The sequence below is a fragment of the Halobacteriovorax sp. GB3 genome (genome assembly GCF_028649655.1).
Lineage (GTDB): Bacteria > Bdellovibrionota > Bacteriovoracia > Bacteriovoracales > Bacteriovoracaceae > BSW11-IV.
The window spans coordinates 311,956-327,980 of sequence record NZ_JAQSLN010000002.1 but is presented as its reverse complement, the minus strand read 5'-3'; the positions used below and the strand labels follow the sequence as shown (position 1 = coordinate 327,980).

General features: G+C 36.6%; 18 protein-coding genes and 1 pseudogene. 9 read left to right on the top strand and 10 right to left on the bottom strand.

Features of this window, described 5'->3' with window-relative positions; all coding sequences use genetic code 11:
- The 6 genes and pseudogenes from HBN50_RS06155 to HBN50_RS06130 form a co-directional block, all read left to right on the top strand.
- A pseudogene (locus tag HBN50_RS06155) lies at positions 1-529 on the top strand (histone protein); the annotation flags it as partial.
- 86 nt (positions 530-615) lie between these two features.
- Positions 616-873: a glutaredoxin family protein gene (locus HBN50_RS06150; protein WP_273868678.1), complete on the top strand. Its 258-nt coding sequence runs from the start codon at positions 616-618 to the stop codon at positions 871-873.
- Positions 874-886: 13 nt separating this feature from the next.
- A complete protein-coding gene (locus tag HBN50_RS06145) occupies positions 887-2,200 on the top strand; it encodes an HD domain-containing protein (protein WP_273868677.1) in 1,314 nt (437 codons plus the stop codon).
- A gap of 83 nt (positions 2,201-2,283) precedes the next feature.
- Positions 2,284-3,021 carry a hypothetical protein gene (locus HBN50_RS06140; protein WP_273868676.1) on the top strand — a complete coding sequence of 246 codons (738 nt, stop codon included), beginning with the start codon at positions 2,284-2,286 and terminating at the stop codon, positions 3,019-3,021.
- Entirely contained in the window at positions 3,018-3,923 is a 906-nt protein-coding gene (locus HBN50_RS06135; RefSeq protein WP_273868674.1) for a DUF350 domain-containing protein, read from the top strand. The genes HBN50_RS06140 and HBN50_RS06135 overlap by 4 nt, the downstream gene beginning before the upstream one ends.
- Positions 3,924-4,035: 112 nt before the next feature.
- Entirely contained in the window at positions 4,036-4,539 is a 504-nt protein-coding gene (locus HBN50_RS06130) for a rhodanese-like domain-containing protein (RefSeq protein WP_273868673.1), read from the top strand.
- On the opposite strand, the gene HBN50_RS06125 is transcribed toward HBN50_RS06130, so the two are convergent.
- The 7 genes from HBN50_RS06125 to mreC form a co-directional block, all read right to left on the bottom strand.
- Positions 4,536-5,021: a MarR family winged helix-turn-helix transcriptional regulator gene (locus HBN50_RS06125; protein ID WP_273868672.1), complete on the bottom strand. Its 486-nt coding sequence runs from the start codon at positions 5,019-5,021 to the stop codon at positions 4,536-4,538. The genes HBN50_RS06130 and HBN50_RS06125 overlap by 4 nt on opposite strands.
- A gap of 52 nt (positions 5,022-5,073) precedes the next feature.
- Positions 5,074-5,316, bottom strand: a complete 243-nt coding sequence (locus HBN50_RS06120) for a hypothetical protein (RefSeq protein WP_273868671.1) — start codon at positions 5,314-5,316, stop codon at positions 5,074-5,076.
- Positions 5,317-5,385: 69 nt separating this feature from the next.
- Positions 5,386-6,207: a hypothetical protein gene (locus tag HBN50_RS06115; RefSeq protein ID WP_273868669.1), complete on the bottom strand. Its 822-nt coding sequence runs from the start codon at positions 6,205-6,207 to the stop codon at positions 5,386-5,388.
- Positions 6,208-6,332: 125 nt separating this feature from the next.
- Positions 6,333-7,454, bottom strand: coding sequence for a rod shape-determining protein RodA (gene rodA / locus HBN50_RS06110; RefSeq protein ID WP_273868667.1), 1,122 nt, complete (start codon positions 7,452-7,454; stop codon positions 6,333-6,335).
- The gene (gene mrdA, locus HBN50_RS06105; protein WP_273868666.1) at positions 7,441-9,426 is read right to left on the bottom strand and encodes a penicillin-binding protein 2; all 1,986 of its coding nucleotides are present in this window, start codon (positions 9,424-9,426) and stop codon (positions 7,441-7,443) included. Before mrdA ends, rodA begins: the two co-directional genes overlap by 14 nt.
- The gene (locus HBN50_RS06100) at positions 9,426-9,959 is read right to left on the bottom strand and encodes a hypothetical protein (RefSeq protein WP_273868665.1); all 534 of its coding nucleotides are present in this window, start codon (positions 9,957-9,959) and stop codon (positions 9,426-9,428) included. Before HBN50_RS06100 ends, mrdA begins: the two co-directional genes overlap by 1 nt.
- Positions 9,959-10,843: a rod shape-determining protein MreC gene (gene mreC, locus HBN50_RS06095; protein WP_273868664.1), complete on the bottom strand. Its 885-nt coding sequence runs from the start codon at positions 10,841-10,843 to the stop codon at positions 9,959-9,961. Before mreC ends, HBN50_RS06100 begins: the two co-directional genes overlap by 1 nt.
- Before the next feature lie 136 nt (positions 10,844-10,979).
- Here mreC and HBN50_RS06090 point away from each other — a divergent pair, with 136 nt between their 5' ends.
- The 3 genes from HBN50_RS06090 to HBN50_RS06080 all read left to right on the top strand — a co-directional run bounded on the left by HBN50_RS06090 (position 10,980) and on the right by HBN50_RS06080 (position 13,312).
- Positions 10,980-12,458 (top strand): peptidylprolyl isomerase, encoded by a 1,479-nt coding sequence (locus HBN50_RS06090; protein ID WP_273868663.1) that lies wholly within the window; start codon positions 10,980-10,982, stop codon positions 12,456-12,458.
- A gap of 15 nt (positions 12,459-12,473) precedes the next feature.
- Positions 12,474-12,707: a ferredoxin gene (locus tag HBN50_RS06085; protein ID WP_273868662.1), complete on the top strand. Its 234-nt coding sequence runs from the start codon at positions 12,474-12,476 to the stop codon at positions 12,705-12,707.
- 137 nt (positions 12,708-12,844) lie between these two features.
- Positions 12,845-13,312, top strand: a complete 468-nt coding sequence (locus HBN50_RS06080; protein WP_273868661.1) for a TRL domain-containing protein — start codon at positions 12,845-12,847, stop codon at positions 13,310-13,312.
- Positions 13,313-13,349: 37 nt separating this feature from the next.
- Here HBN50_RS06080 and HBN50_RS06075 read toward each other — a convergent pair whose 3' ends face one another.
- The 3 genes from HBN50_RS06075 to HBN50_RS06065 form a co-directional block, all read right to left on the bottom strand.
- The gene (locus HBN50_RS06075; RefSeq protein WP_273868660.1) at positions 13,350-14,630 is read right to left on the bottom strand and encodes a flagellar hook protein FlgE; all 1,281 of its coding nucleotides are present in this window, start codon (positions 14,628-14,630) and stop codon (positions 13,350-13,352) included.
- 111 nt (positions 14,631-14,741) lie between these two features.
- A complete protein-coding gene (locus HBN50_RS06070; RefSeq protein WP_273868658.1) occupies positions 14,742-15,152 on the bottom strand; it encodes a TIGR02530 family flagellar biosynthesis protein in 411 nt (136 codons plus the stop codon).
- Between the two features lie 15 nt (positions 15,153-15,167).
- Entirely contained in the window at positions 15,168-16,025 is an 858-nt protein-coding gene (locus tag HBN50_RS06065) for a flagellar hook assembly protein FlgD (protein WP_273868656.1), read from the bottom strand.

The following is a 16,025-nucleotide window of genomic DNA, read 5'->3' as shown; positions in this document are numbered from 1 at the left end:
CAAGAAAACTGCTAAGAAAGCGACTAAAAAAGTAGCTACTTCTTCTGTAAAGAAGAGTGAAACAAAATCAACGAAAAAGAAGGCCGCTCCTAAAAAGGCCGCAACTTCTTCAAAGAAGAAAGAATCTAAAAAAGAAGTTAAAGAAACTGTTGATTCAGGAAAGCTAACAAAAGAGCAGGCCATTGCCCTTTATAAAGAAAAAAATCAAGTAACGATCGATAGTGAACTTAAAGACTCACTAAAAGAATATGAACTTGAAGATAAAATCGAAGCAAAGGGTGAAAATACTCTTGAAATTGATGAAGCTGTAGAGGACCAAATGGAAACGACAGCTCCAGCAAAAACTGAAGTAGATCCTCTTCTAGAAGAAGAATACAATCCTGACGATAACGAAGGTGACGATTCTTCTCAATTTGGATACGGATGGGGTTATAACGACGCATTTGATAAGCCAGATGAAGAAGAAGAGCCTGATCTTCTCGATGAAGATGAGCGATATGCTTTAGGTCTTGATAAAGACGATAAATAAGTTCTATAGAGCCTCCCATGGAGGCTCTTTTTTTTTGCCTTTTACTAGGCTAAGCGGTACAACGATCCAAAAAACGGAGAATCCAAATGAACACGCCTAAACTAGAGTTATTCTATTTTGATAGTTGCCCATTTTGCCAAATCGTTCTTCAGGCCATTAAAGAACTCAATATAAAAGTTGATTACAAAGATATCTTCTCAGACCAGCAAAATCTAGAGAGACTCGTTAGTGACACAGGAAGACGAACTGTTCCTTGTCTCTACATCGATAATAAACCAATGCATGAGTCCTCAGATATTATTCAATGGCTCAAATCAAATGCCGATAAATTAGAAAAGAATTAACTAAGAGGTAAAGATGGAAATTAGAGATCCTGTCCATGGCTCTATTCATATTTTAAAAGAAGAAATTCCAATCATTCGTGCTGATTTCTTTCAACGTTTGAGAAATATCAAGCAACTTGGATTCTCTGAATACGTCTTTCCTGGTGCAACCCATACAAGATTTATCCACTCAATTGGTGTTATGCACATTGGTACTCAAGCTTTCGATCGTCTATTTAGAGATAAGCTCGACAATAAAGATATTTTGAGACTCAAAGAGACCTTCAAGCTAGCCTGCCTCTTACATGATATTGGACACGCCCCACTCTCTCACTCAACAGAGTCGGTCATGCCAACAATTAAAGAACTCGATATTCCAAAACAATTTCTTGCAAATGAAAATGCTGATCTTTCTCGTCAGGCAACTCACGAGGACTATACGATTAAGGCCATTGCCGATAGCTCATTTGCCGATTCTTTTCTACTCGTTGAAAAGAAATTTGGCCTTGAAAGAAAATATATTGCTGATCTTATTCACGGACAAACTAATGAGCCAGAATATTTCACAGTAAATGGTATTAACTACTTTGGTCTTCTTCATCAACTTGTTTCAAGTGAGCTGGATTGTGACCGAATGGATTACCTTCTAAGAGATAGTTACTTCTGTGGTGTAAGCTATGGTTCATATGACCTAGATTGGCTTCTTGATAACTTGCAACCTGCGATCATTGATAATCAAGCAAGTCTTGGGATCTCAGAAAGAGCAGTTGTTACTTTTGATGACTTTCTCCTTTCTCGATACCACATGTTTGTGATGGTCTACTTTCACTATAGAGCGGTTTGCTTAGAGCAACTTCTCATGAATTATTTTCAAACGGCTCCGAATGAATATAAAATTCCAGCCTGTATTGAAGAATATATTGAGCACGACGATCACTTTCTTATGAAGGTTCTAAGAAATAGTGATAATAAATATGCTAAGGCGATCATCAAGAATAAGATCCCTGATAAAATTTACGAATCTTTTAATCAAAATCAGCATGCGCGCCTCTCTGATATTCGAGACTACCTCAATAAAGAAGGAATCGAATTTATTCACAGCTCTTCAACAGGAAGACTTTCTAAGTACTACACAAGTGACTCTTCTTATAATAAGAGCCAATACACGATGAAAGTAGTCAGGAATTTACATAATTCGATGAAAAAAGAGTACTCTGATATTAATAAGGCCACTGATCTCTTTCATAAATTCTCTAATTCTCATGCTGTTAACAGATTACACTGTAATTATGATGAATTAAATGATGATCAAAAGAGAGAATTAATTAGACTCATTAACAATAATTAAATCTATCAAGCTGGGCGAAATGCTCAGCTTGTTTCTTCAGCTTCTTTAAGCGATAATCAATTCAAACCTTTGAAATTAGATTTATGAATAAAATCTCACTCTACGTCTTGTTGATATTAATTTTCCTTGGGCTTTCGAAAAGTTTTTCTCCCTCGGAACAAAGAACACCTTATCTTGCCAATGAGCAGGTGTACTCTGATTTTTTTCAAGGCTCGCCATTATCAGTTATCTTATTGGACTCGTTTCAAACAGGTTTTCTTATTAAAACTTATTTTCATAAGTATAAAATTGTTCATGGATTTAAAGTTCCTGAAGAAGTTGTTGTAAGGACTTCAAAAAAGTATTGGACGAAGAATCTTGCTAACAAGGGCCTTTCACTCTTTAGAAGAAAAGAGCTCAATTATGAAAAGAGAATTGAAGAGTTAAAGAAAAACAAATATCAAAGTGAAATCTCTCAAAGTCACGAAGAAAGTAATCTTCCTATGCCCCCAGGATTTATTTATCTTGGCGACAGGGCCTATGGAAGATGGAGATTAGAGAATTCAGGTAGAAAAGTATGGTCATTTCACCGAGCCTATCGACACTTTCCAAAGCTATTTAATTGGGGAACATTTAGACCTTCTTACGATTTCTACGAAAGAGGAAAAATCTATGTAAACCAAGAGAAGCCTTTTTATGGACTTAATCAAGAGTTTGGAACAAATGGTTCTATTACCTCAGAGCACCTTGAAGATACTCTCAATGTGAATCAAAAGAGTATTGATCTCTTAAAACACTTTAAAACTCTCTTTCAAATTCCCCCATGGGAGAAAAAATCATGAATGAACTTTTTGATAAATTAATCCTAAGATTTGTCTTCACCCTCTTTCTCTGTGGAGCACTTTTCTTGTATAAATATGCTCACTCATTTCTTTATCCGTCTTCGAGAAATCAACTTTTTAAAAGATTTTTTCCTTCAAAGAACTCTCCAGACACACTTCATCTCTTTGCAAGAATTGTTGGGATCGGGATCATCTTTTCTGAATTTACTTTTAATATGTCCGATGGGATTTCGATGGCCCTCATTGACTTTGTCATTGAAGCAATCTTGATTAGTGGGTTCTATCTAGCCTCGATTTATATTGTCGAAAGTATTGTTCTTTATAACTTTGAATATAATGATGAAATCATTAAAAGAAAGAACTTTTCATATGCTCTTGTTTGTCTGGCCCACTCACTTGGTCTTGCCTACATAATTAAAACAGTTGTAGCGGTATCTCAAACGAGCGTCGTTATGATTTTCTTTCTTTGGCTTTTTGCTATTGTCCTTATTGGTTTTGCAACGAAGTCCTATTCTCTCATTTCAAAGCTTTCTTTTAACCGCTTAATGGTTCAAAAGAACCTTGCCGTTGGCGTGAGCTATCTTGGATTTATTTGGGGTTGGTGTATCATCATTTCTTCAGCTCTTAATCATGAACTTAACGATATTAAATGGTATAGTATTTGGGTTATTTTAAAAATTCTCCTAAGTCTTATTATAATTCCTTTCTTTAAAAAGGGACTTGTTTTCATCTTCAGTGTTCAAGATGATCTCATGACCAAAAGTAGTGACGGTAAAGCTGTCTCAACTCAAGCAGAGTTTGGATATGGCGTTTATGAAGGTGCCATTTTCTTTACGTCATGTTTTTTAACGACGGTCATCACAAGTAATATCAATTTTGGAACTTTTTATCCTATCTTTTAATACCCGGGCCTTGTGCTCGGGTTACTTTTTGCCCTTTTCACTCAAATTCTTCGTCCTGATATAATAGCTAGAGATCGCTTAGTATCGATACTCTTAATATTTTAGGTGCAATATGGATTTAAGAATTTTTCAAATGTTAGAATTTATGAATACGAGACTTTCAAATATTGAAAAGAATATTTCTCGTATCGATGAAAAGTTAGAGTTCTCAATTGCACTTCAAAGAAATCATCTTATTCGTGTAAAGAATGGTGAAAATATTGATGATAATATGATCTTAATGGGAAGACCTTACAATGATTTAAGCCCTTCAGATGCCTTTGATATTTTTAATAATGTTAATATGGACTTCCTCGTTTTGGATGTTAGTGAAGATGAATATATTGGAAAAAGCATTGCTGGCGCTATCAAAATTCCTCTAGAAGAGCTTGATCGCAGATATGCAGAGATACAAAATAAAACGACGCCCATTATGATTATTTCAGAGAAGGGACTTCGCTCCATCAAGGCCTGTGAAATGCTCGTTAAAAAAGGATTTTTTAACGTAAACAATATTTCAGGTGGACATGAGTTTTGGCCAGGAAAAGAGAGTCACTCTCCTTCCCCTAGCGCCTAGAAATCGAGATTTAAATTCAATTGAACTCGCGATTGTAGAGTGTCTTTTTGCTCTTGATTAATCTTCGTATGAAAATTACTCAAGAGGTGCTCAACCCTATCAAGTTCAACTTTCCCGACTTGATCTACATAGACTCTTTCAACTTCGCTGATCGACTCAAAAAGATTGAACTTAAATCTTTCACCGTATTCAGTTAAAAAGATGTTCTGCTCTCTTTTGTCAGAAGGGTTCACTTTTCTTTCAATATAGCCTCTTCTTTCAAGTTCATTTAAATGACTCGTCATCGTTTGCTTTTTAAGCCCACATGCTCGTCCAATTGACTTGATTGAAGGTCCATCATTTTCACAGATATATAAGAGAATTTCCAAAAAACTTGGTCTAAGATCAGTAAAACCTTTTAATTGGAGAAGACGCAGTAATTCATTGTTATACAATCGGTATATACGCTTTAAAAGACTGCCAATTTGAGAAACTTTTTTCATACAATAACTTCCTGTTAGTATGGTTATAGTACTTTTATAGCATTCTCAATTCTTAAACGTCAACTTTCAAAAGAACTTGGTAGAGCTCCTCTGGAATGATGAAGTCCTCACCTTTACTATCTGGTTGCTCCTGAAGCTTCGCGGCATCTTCTTTTGAGATCAGACCAACACCTCCAAACCAAAGACTTTGCTTTACTTGGGCAAAAGCAGGGTTTTTGATTTCCTTTGGTGTCGCAAATGCTGTTTGAGAGCTTAAAAAGAAGACAGTTGCCAAGAAAATAGACGATTTAAACATATATAACCCCTTGAAAGTAAAGATTTATACTAACTTCAGGTTATTAAATGCAAAGGCAGGGCCACAAATTTATAGAGGATGGCAAAATGAAGAACCAGAGGTCTTATAGTTGAATTCGAGCCCCATTTTTTCATACATTGATCGACAGCTCTTTTGGGCCTCGCAAATATCAGAAATACTATTTCCCAAATCGAGGTTCTTTGATTGATAGGCGTAACCAGAATAAACAGAATAATATTTTTTCCATTTAAACATCCCATGTGATCCAGACTTTGATAGCCTGCAATCAATTAGGCCCTTCTTTTGGCAATACTCCATCGCCTTGAGCTCGGCACTTTCTTTTGATTCACGAGAAAAGATTCTTTCACTTATAACATTTCGATCAAGCCGAATATTTACACCTAAATAACCACAGTAAGGAACTTTCTCCTTACGATCTTTATCTTCATCAAGGATAGAAAAATAGAGCTCTTCTACTAGATCCTGATCATAGATTCCATTTAAACGCAAAAGAGCATAGATAAGAAGAGGGCGAATATCGTGGGAAATTTCTCCATTAACCCACTCATCCCTATTTAAAAATACGGTTCCATCTTGCACGTGTAGATAGAGGCTCTCTTTTGTTCCAAGAATATTAAAGTTTAGGTTTGAAACAGCTTTGACATTCGCCTCATAGAGCGAAGAACGAAGAATGTTAAAAACATAACGAGTTGCTTGATCATTTCTATTTTCAGCAGAACTAACGAGATCTTTAATGATCGACTCACTCTGCCTCACAAAATTTGATCGTATCGTGCTGTCGATCATATCAATAGAGCGAACCTTCTCAATTGCATACGAAGGATCAAGGGCAAATATAAATAGAAGTGTAGAAAGCACAAAGCGCTTCATTCGATAAAACTCCATATCAAGAACTTACAGTTATCTTTTTAATAAAAATTTAAGAAAAGATCTTGGAGTTTGAAAGAACTACTAGGGGCCGTCAATTTTCCAAACACCCTAGTAGTTTTTGATAGTTAGAAGAGATTTCTAGAATTGCTTATCGATGTGGCCACACCACAACAAACCCCAAAGGTCATTAGAGAGGAGCCTCCATAGGACATCAAAGGCAAAGGAAGACCAACAATTGGCATTAAGCCTGTAACCATCCCCATATTAATGAAAGTGTGCCAAAAGAAAATCGACATGATTCCTACGACGACAATGGCATCGTAGACCTTGGTCACCGAGGTTGCTAACCATATAAATCGATAGAACAAAATTAAATACAAACTAATTAAAAAGAGTGAACCAAAGAAACCGTGTTCCTCATTAAAAATTGAGAAAACAAAGTCCGTATGGTTTTCCGGAAGATAATTGAGTGAAGCTTGAGAGGACTTTCGAAAACCCTTTCCAAGAAATTTACCAGAACCAATGGCAATCTTTGACTGAATGGCATTGTATCCAGAACCTTTCGCATCTGCACCAGGGTTTATAAATGTGAGGATTCTCTTTCTCTGATATTCTTTGAGTCCGAATTTATACATGACTCCACCTGAGAGAATTCCTATCAGGCCAATAATAAGAATCGACTTCCACTTTAACTTTCTAAAAAAGGCGATTGAAAAAAAGATCAATATAACGAGAAGACCGGTTCCAAGATCAGGCTCAAGGATAATCAAAAGCGCTGGAACAAAGGCGAGAATAAAAGGAGGAATAAGCTCCTTAATCCCCGATTCTTTTTCAGGGTGATACTTTGTAAACCACCTTCCCAATAAGAGAATAACACTTAATTTCATTAGCTCTGATGGTTGCAATCGAATAGGCCCAAGAAGAATCCATCTCCTCGCCCCCATTCCCTTATGTCCAAGAAAGAGAACTAAAACGAGCAAAAAAACATTGAGACCATAAATAAGCCAAGAGTATCGAAAATATGTCTTTGGTTGAATAAAGCTCACGATCAGTCCCACAATGAGTGACATCGCATACCAACCAATTTGTGTTTTATAAAGATTGGCCATGTGAGCTGATTGAGAAGCATGAGTCGCAGAATAAAGATTCACAACTCCAACAAGAAAAATGGCGAAACAAATTCCAAAAAAAGTAAAATCATATCTCTTTAAGGCCTGAATAAGACCAGAATCACTATTCATCTTCATCTTCGTTCTCTTCTTGCTTTTTAGCATCTTCCGCTTTCGCGCGCTTCTCTCTCCACTCTTTTAACCAAGCGAGATAGGCCTGCTTATCTTCAGCAGCATATTTTTCATAAAGTTCTTTCTGATATTTCTTCATATAAACTGTCGCAACATCTTTCATAACAGGAGCTGCAGAGCTCGATCCACTACATCCATGCTCAACGACAACGGCAACAGCAATTTTAGGATTTTCATAAGGCGCAAAGCCAGCAAAGACACCATGATGTCGATCGTGCATTGGCATGTCTTTACAGCGAGAAAAAAGTTCCTTTGAGCTCATACTTCTAACTTGTGCAGTTCCCGTTTTCCCGGCCATGCGAATCCCACGTCCACGATGCCACCAAGCGGTTCCCTCTCTCTCATTGACAACAGCATTAAGCCCCTGCTTAATCCACTTTAATGTTTCTTTTGAAATTTTAGCCGTTCCAACAAGTTCAGGTTTTACCTTTTGTAAAACTCTCCCATTATTAGAGAAAACTTCTTTAATTATTTTTGGCTTATAAACTCGTCCACCATTTGCAATGGCCGCATAAGCAACAGCAAGCTGAATTGGAGTTGTTAAAACATAAGACTGACCAATACTACATGAAACTGTTTCACCAAGTTGCCACTCTTCTCCAAATCTTTTCTTTTTCCACTCTTTTGTAGGAATGAGACCCGAAGTTTCACGAGGCAGATTCACACCTGTTTTAGAGCCCAGTCCGAAGCTTTTTGCATAGTCAGCAAGAACATCAATATCGAGAAGTGTTCCAATTTTATAATAGTAAACATCAACAGATCTCTTTAGTGATTTCACAACATCCGTCATTCCGTGACCACTTCTTTTCCAGTCGTGGAATGTTCGTCGTCCAAGTTTAAATGTCGGTTTACAATTAATCTTCTGCTCTGGTTTAAAAATACCTTCTTCTAGAGCTGCAATCGCAACAAAAGGCTTAAAGGTAGAACCAGGCATATAATGTTCTTGGATTGTTCTATCTCTTAAAGGGCGTCTTTCATCGTTACGAAGAGAATTCCAATATTCAGTTGTAATTCCGCGACTGAAGCGACTTGGATCAAATGAGGGACGAGAAACCATCGTTAAGACTTCACCTGTTTCAACATCAATAGCAACGACAGAACCAACTTTTCCCTCTAGGGACTTATAGGCCTGAAGCTGCATGTCTCTATCAATTGTGAGACGAATATTATCACCTGGTAGTGCTTCTTTATTCTCAATTCCTGCAAAGAGGTTGTTCGAACGAATAACTCGCTTCATTCGACCTCTAGCATCGACTTCCATAAATTGATAACCATCTTCCCCACGAAGAGTTTGGTCATATCGCTCTTCAACTCCAGACTGACCAATGAAGTCTCCGAGATTGTAATCGATCCCATCTCTTTTTTTATACTTTGGAAGTTGCTGTTGAGAAATTTCTGAGATGTATCCTAAAAGGTGCCCACCAACTTCTTTGTCTCGATATTCACGCGAAATAAATGTTTCAATACGAACACCAGGAAGTGAAGAGTTTTCAGTTTCAATAACGGCTACTTCTCTTTGAGAAACGTTTTTCTTAATGACGACAGGACGATAACGAGCTTGCCCTCTATTTTTCTTTAGAACTTTTTTAATATCATCAGTACTCATTGAAAGAATTTTTGCAACTCTTTCGATCGTTTCTTTTTTTCTTGTTAAATACTGAGGAATAATTACGGCATCAAATCGAAGAACATTATTTACCATATTCTGGTTATTACGGCTGTAAATAAGTCCACGAGGAGCTTTAACAACTTCTTTTCTCAGTCTGTTTTGGACGGAGTACTTATAAAGGAGATCACCTTGATAAATTTGTAGATACCAAAGTCTTGCAACAATAATTAAAAAGCACAAAAGGATGAGGTTATAAATAACATCTGCTCTCGTTTTGTGACTTTTTACAATATCATCTTCACCAAACATTAAGACTCATCTCCAAGAAGACCTCTCTCTTGAACGCCCCAAATTTTATCTAAAAGAGAAAAGAAAAAAGGTGCCATAAGTGAGATAAGAATACTTTCAGGAAGAAAGCGCCAAAATTTTTCGACAAGATAATCCATGTTATCAAGTTTTAAGTAAAGTAGACCTGAGACAATAACAAACCATACGACTTGAAATACCTGGGTAACAAACATCGTTGCTGCTGCCGAATGAAAGTGAATAAGATCTCTTACGTATGAAATGACAATACAAATGATCACCCCCGCAATTGTTCCCATTTCCCAACCTTCAATCGAGAAGAACGAATGAAAATACTGAACGAGAAAAATAAGTACAGCAATATAAGGCGTTTCTAATTTAAATCCCATGAACAGAACGATCAAAATATTAAATGGGATTGTATACTTTTGTAATCCCAAGAGAGGTAAAATCCCCGTTGAGACGATTTCCAATACAATTAAAATCAGTAGCGTAATAAATTGAGAAATAAGTATATTCTTTAACTGTAACTTCATTAATTTTTCCTTGATTGTTCTGGCTCATCAAGAGCTTCCCACTCTAGTTTTCTCGTCTCATCACCTTCTTGAACAAGAATAACAACCTCTTCTAGTCGCGAGAAATCAACTGCCGGAGTAACTTCAATCGATTGCTCGATTCCATGACTCTCTCTTTCAATCTTAGTAACACTTCCAACTCGAATACCTTTTGGATAAATATTCCCAAGACCAGAGGTTAAAACGAGATCCCCCAAAATAACAGGATCTGTCGTCGCAATATATTTCATCATTGTTTTTGAATTTGAATCTCCTTCAATGATTCCGTGAGATCTTGTTCTCTCAATAAGTCCATCTACTCGATTGTTTGAGTCCAAGATCGTTAGAATATCGGCAAAGTGATTCGTAATACGGTAAATATACCCAACAAGACCATCAGAAGTAACAACGGTAGATTGAAGTTTAATCCCGTCCTTAATTCCTTTATTAATTCTTAAAACACGAAAATCAGAATTGGCATTCCACGCGACAACTTGAGCAAGAACTTTTCTCTTCTTAATTTCTTCACCAAAATCTAAAAGTTCTTTAAGTCGAATATTTTCTAAGTGAATTTGTTCCAACTTAAAAATATCGTCTTCTAAATCATTCACTTTCTTTTTTAATTGAACATTTTCTTTACTCGCGTTCACATTAAGAAAGTAATTATCAACAAATGATGTTGTTCTCTCTTGAATAAAACGAACACTTTGCTGCATCGGGGCAAACGTCTCGATCATGACATTTTCAAATGCTGTCGTTTCCATCTTAGAAACGTCTCTTTTTGACACACCATACAACGCAAAGGACAAAATAAATAAATTCAATGTGATTTTAAGCTTAGCGCTCTCACCTTCCAAAAAATTCAAAACATACACCTCAAAATTCTGTTTTATTAAAAGGTTACCGAAATTGTCGGCAAGTGCCAACATTCTTTACGTTCAGTCTCACCTAGGTGATAATACTTCGAATATTGAGAAATCTCTAAAAAAGGACAGGAAAACTATGTCGAACTCTTTCCAAAAGAAAACTTCGAGTTTTTTAGTGAATGTGATCATCGGATTGATCGTTATTGCTTTCGTCGTCTCAGGACTTTACTCTTTCAACGGTGGCGCTCCAGATTCAATCGCTACAGTTGGGGACTATTCGGTTAAATTGAGCGAGTACGAAAACGAAGTTCAAAGACAAACGCAATTTATGAGTAACTTTATGAATGGAGGAAAGCCTCTTACAAGTTCTCAAATGAAGCAGTTTGGTGTGAGAAAAAATGCACTAAATAACCTCATCAACTCTAAAGTGATGATTACATTTGCTGATGAAGTTGGCGCAACAGCGAGTAAAACAGAAATCAAAAAGCAAATTAAGGATATGCCTTACTTTAAAACAAACGAGCAATTCGATGTTAACAAGTATAAGCAACTCCTCGCTTACAATAGAATTACTCCTGAAGACTTTGAAAATGATACAGCTAACCAAATTAAGCTACAGAAAGTTCAAAACCTCATGGCACAAATTCCAGTTTCAGATACTTACAAGAAAGAAGTAGCGACAATCAAGTCGACAGCTGTTAAGGCCACTATTGTAAATATTAATAAGGAAGATCTAAAGAAGCAGATCAAGATTTCAAACAATGAAATCAACGAATTCCTTAAAGACGAAACAAATATGAAAAGAGTTGAGAATCTTTTTAAAGAGAGAAAGGGAGCACTTGATCAAAAAGAACAAGTTCTTGCTAGCCACATCCTTATCGATACTAAAGACGGTGAAGACAAGGCCCTTAAGAAAATTCAAGACATCGCTAAAAAGACAAATGCAAAGAACTTTAAATCTATGGCAGCAAAATTCTCTACAGAACCAGGGGCTAAAGATAGAAAAGGAAGCTTAGGTTGGTTTGGACGTGGAAGAATGGTTCCCGAGTTTGAAAAAGCTGCTTTCTCAATGAAAAAAGGTGAAATTTCATCTCCAATCAAAACGAACTTTGGTTATCACCTTATTCTAGTTGAAGGAAAGAAAGCTGCCGTTGAAGCAAAGCTGGACAACCACAAGATGGCACTAGCAAAAGAACTTATTCAAAAGTCTAAAGACATTAAAGAGCTTCTTGCTACAGTTAAAAGTTCAGTTGAATCGGCCCTAGAGTCAGGAAATAAGAAGACACTTGATAAAGTTGTTTCACAATATGATCTTGCACTAAGTGCAAATGTTGAAGTTAACCAACTTGATTCTAACCGCACTGTTTCTCAACTTTCAGATGACGAAATCATGGCCCTCTTTTCACAAGGTGCCATCAATAAAATTTACACTTTTGACTCGGCGTCCAAAGTGACACTTGTCAAATCTGAGAAAATGAATGAAAAAGAGATCACTAAAAATAAAGATGAAGGATCTCTAGAGAGAATCCTTACGAGAGTTCTTCAACAAAATATTGTTAAAGAGCAAAAAGAAAAAGTTTCTGTAAAAATTAACGGAAATATTTCTTTTCAATAACCAATAGGAGAAGACATGGCCGATAAAAGTGCAAAATGGGAACAAAACGTTACGGGAAGATATTATGTTGATGATCAATGTATTGCCTGTGATGCTTGTGTCATGGAAGCACCAAACTTTTTCGAAATGAACGATGAAGATGGTCATGCCTATGTTAAGGCTCAACCGACGACACCAGATGAAGAAGAAGAGTGTCAATCGGCATTGGAAGCTTGCCCAGTTGAGGCCATTGGCACCGACGGCGAATAACATTTCTTATCACAAAGGCCAGTTTTAATACTGGCCTTTTTTTTGTCATATTTTAGTCAATTCAATTCTCGTTCATAGACATCTAAAGAAAAGCTAAATTATAATTATGCCTTCTGGAAACAATCTAAGGATTCATTATGACATATTTAAAATTGATAATACTTTCACTATTACTTTCAAGTTGTGCCCTCTACAATCCTGTTCAAGTTACTTCTAATAAGCTTGGTAATGTGAGAACAAAGGCCTGTACGGATTATGTATTGGGCTTCCATGCTGGTGGTGATAACTTAATTTCTAGTGCTGCTAAAAACGCTCAGATTGAAACAATTTCAACTGTTGATACATCCATTGAGGGCTTCTTCCCTTTCTCATTTAAAAGATGTGTTTATATCACTGGCCAATCAAGTAAAGACTTTCAGGCCTTTACTGAACTAAGCCCAGTACAAGATAAAGAATCTGTAGTTAAACCAATCAAAACACAGTCACCTTCTCCAAAAGATACGAAACAAACGTATCGTCAGAAAGTTATTAAGGCCCATGAATACTGTAAGCCTTACAATGGTTCTGAATATGATCAATGTATTGATGAATTTGTAGGACAATAAAAAAAAGGCCCTCAAAAGAGGGCCTTTAATCTAGGGATTATCTCTTGATGTTAAGCACTTCTTGTAACATCTGATCTGCTGTTGTTAGCGTCTTCGCGTTTGCCTGGAAGTTTCTTGAAGCCGTCATAAGATTAACGAATTCGTTGGCAATATCAACGTTTGAAAGTTCAATTGATTTAGAAAGAACTTCTCCACGTCCACCTTCACCTGGTTTTCCCATGGCCGCTTGACCTGATTGACGAGATTCTTTGAAAAGGTTCTTACCAACTTTAAAAAGAGCTTCGTTATTTTCAAATTTAGCTACTGCAATTTGAGAAATATCTCTAGCAACACCATTATCGTAAACTGCTGTTAGAACTCCATTATCATTGAATGATAGTGATCCTAGAGTTGCAGCACTTGAACCATCTTGTGTATGTCTTGCAACAGCTGATTCAGAACCATATTGAGTAGAAGCATCAAGCCCATCTCCGCCTTCAGTAATCGATACACCAAAATCAAATTTGATCTTTTGATCTTGAGCCGCACCTTTGTTGAAGTTGAATGAGTTACTTCCTTCTACTTCTTCTTGTAACTGTCCTTTAGCATTGAAACTTAGAGTTCCTGATGCCATTTCAGTAAACTTACCATCTTCTCCACCACTTGCATCAGATCCATCAACAAGCGCACGATAAGTCCAAGTATTGTCTGCTTGCTTGTTATAATAAACAGAAACAAGTCTTGCTGTACCTACGTTGTCATAAACTGTGATTGAGTTAGAAAAGTTAGAAGTATTATCAGGGTCATTAATATCAAATTGCTTAATTTCAGCTCTTGAATCAAGGTTCATATTAACCTTAACTTCTTTCGTTGCTTCAGCAGGAATTGTTGTATTTCCTAGTTTGATTGGACCAAGCTTATTTGTGATATCACCTGCTCCATTAACTTGGAAACCTAGAACTCTATAACCGTCAGAGTTAACAAGTTCACCTTCTTTGTTAAAGTGCATTGAACCGTCTCTTGTGAAACCTGGACCAAATGGAGCTTCGACTCTAAAAAGTCCATCACCATTGATTGCAAGGTCAGTAATCGAGTCAGTTCTCGCAACATCACCTTGAGTCATCATCGGCTTGATGTGTGCTAGCTTAACACCTGCACCAAATTGATCACCACCATCAATTCCTTTGAGGGATTTTGCTAAAACATCTTGAAATTCTGCACGTGATGCCTTGAAACCAGTTGTTCCCGAGTTAGCAATGTTATCACCGATAACACCCATACCCTGACCAACAGCATTTAAACCAGATACACTAATGTTGAATGAGCGTAAGATTCCCATCTAAGTCCCTCCTAGACCTTGAATTTATAACCATTTAGATGGAGGTAAAGATAACTACAGATCTCTACAAGGCTTCCGGAAAGGACCAGCCAACAACCTTCTAAACTTTTTCTACACAATCACTGTAGAATCAATTTTTGTAAAAACATTTTCCAGCATATTGTCTTTATCAATAGCTGTTACAACTTTATTACTTCCTACATCTACTATGTAGGCTGCTTTATCAGTGATAACGAGAGAGTCTCTCCCACCCTTCGTTTTCAATTTATCAATGGCACCTTTCAATTTGAAAAATTCTTCACTATCCATTTGAAGATTTCTCTCTTGCAATCTCTTAGCTGCATGAGTTGAAAGAGAAATACCATGTTCTTTTCTTGGAACTTCTAGTTGTTCATTAAGTAGATTTTTAAATTCACTCTTATCTACTTTACCATCGAGTTTTTCTTTAAGATTAACGTTCTTATGATTCGAAGTTTTCGAAACGTTAGGAATAAGAATGTTGTTAATCTTGTTATTCGTCATATTTTTTCCAACTTACTAGAGTTGTTGCTCCATACCATTATAGGCTTTAGCTGCGTTTTTTTGCAATGCAGGATTTTTTTGCTCACCGAAATTTTTTGCCTGCTCAGGTAGTTTAAAACTATCAACGTCTTTTAGGAAAACTTTTTTTCCACCATCAAGGGTTAGAACAGTTTCACCATTTTCAAAGTCAACACCTTTAACAACACCAACACCTTTCGTCTCACCTTTGAACTCATTCATTTGTTCATCCCAGGCCATAACTTGAAATGTGTAAGCATCTTTTACTGCACGTGTACCATCTAGTTGATCTCCACCCCATGTCATAGACTGTTGACCTTTTCCTAGACCTTCAACCTCAAGCTGCTTTACGAGCTGACGTTTACTATCATAAATATTAACCATAACGTGCTTTGCTGGTTTTTCTAAAAAGAATGGAACATCAACAGAACGATCAGAACCATTGTAATTAAGAGTTGTTCCAGATGTAATGACTTCTTTTCCTAAGAAACTTGCACCATAAAACTTCAACTCTTGTGGAGCATTCTGTTTCATACCATCAAGCTTAGCATTCATATTTGTCATTTGTTCTAATTGAGAAAATTGAGCTAGATCAGCTGCAAATTGCTTTTGATCCATTGGCTTCATTGGGTCTTGATTTTGCATTTGGTGAGAAAGAAGTTTTAAGAATCCATCTTTTCCCATTTTGTTGTGTTTTTCACGTTCAACAAATTGGCTCTCTTGTGCAACACCGGCCAATTGGTTTAGGCTATCTCCAACAGATTTCTTTGCTCCACCTGTCCCAACTCTTTTTTGGGCCATTTGGATATTTGCGAAGTCGTTTTTACCTTGATTAGGTTTTCCAATTGATGGCAT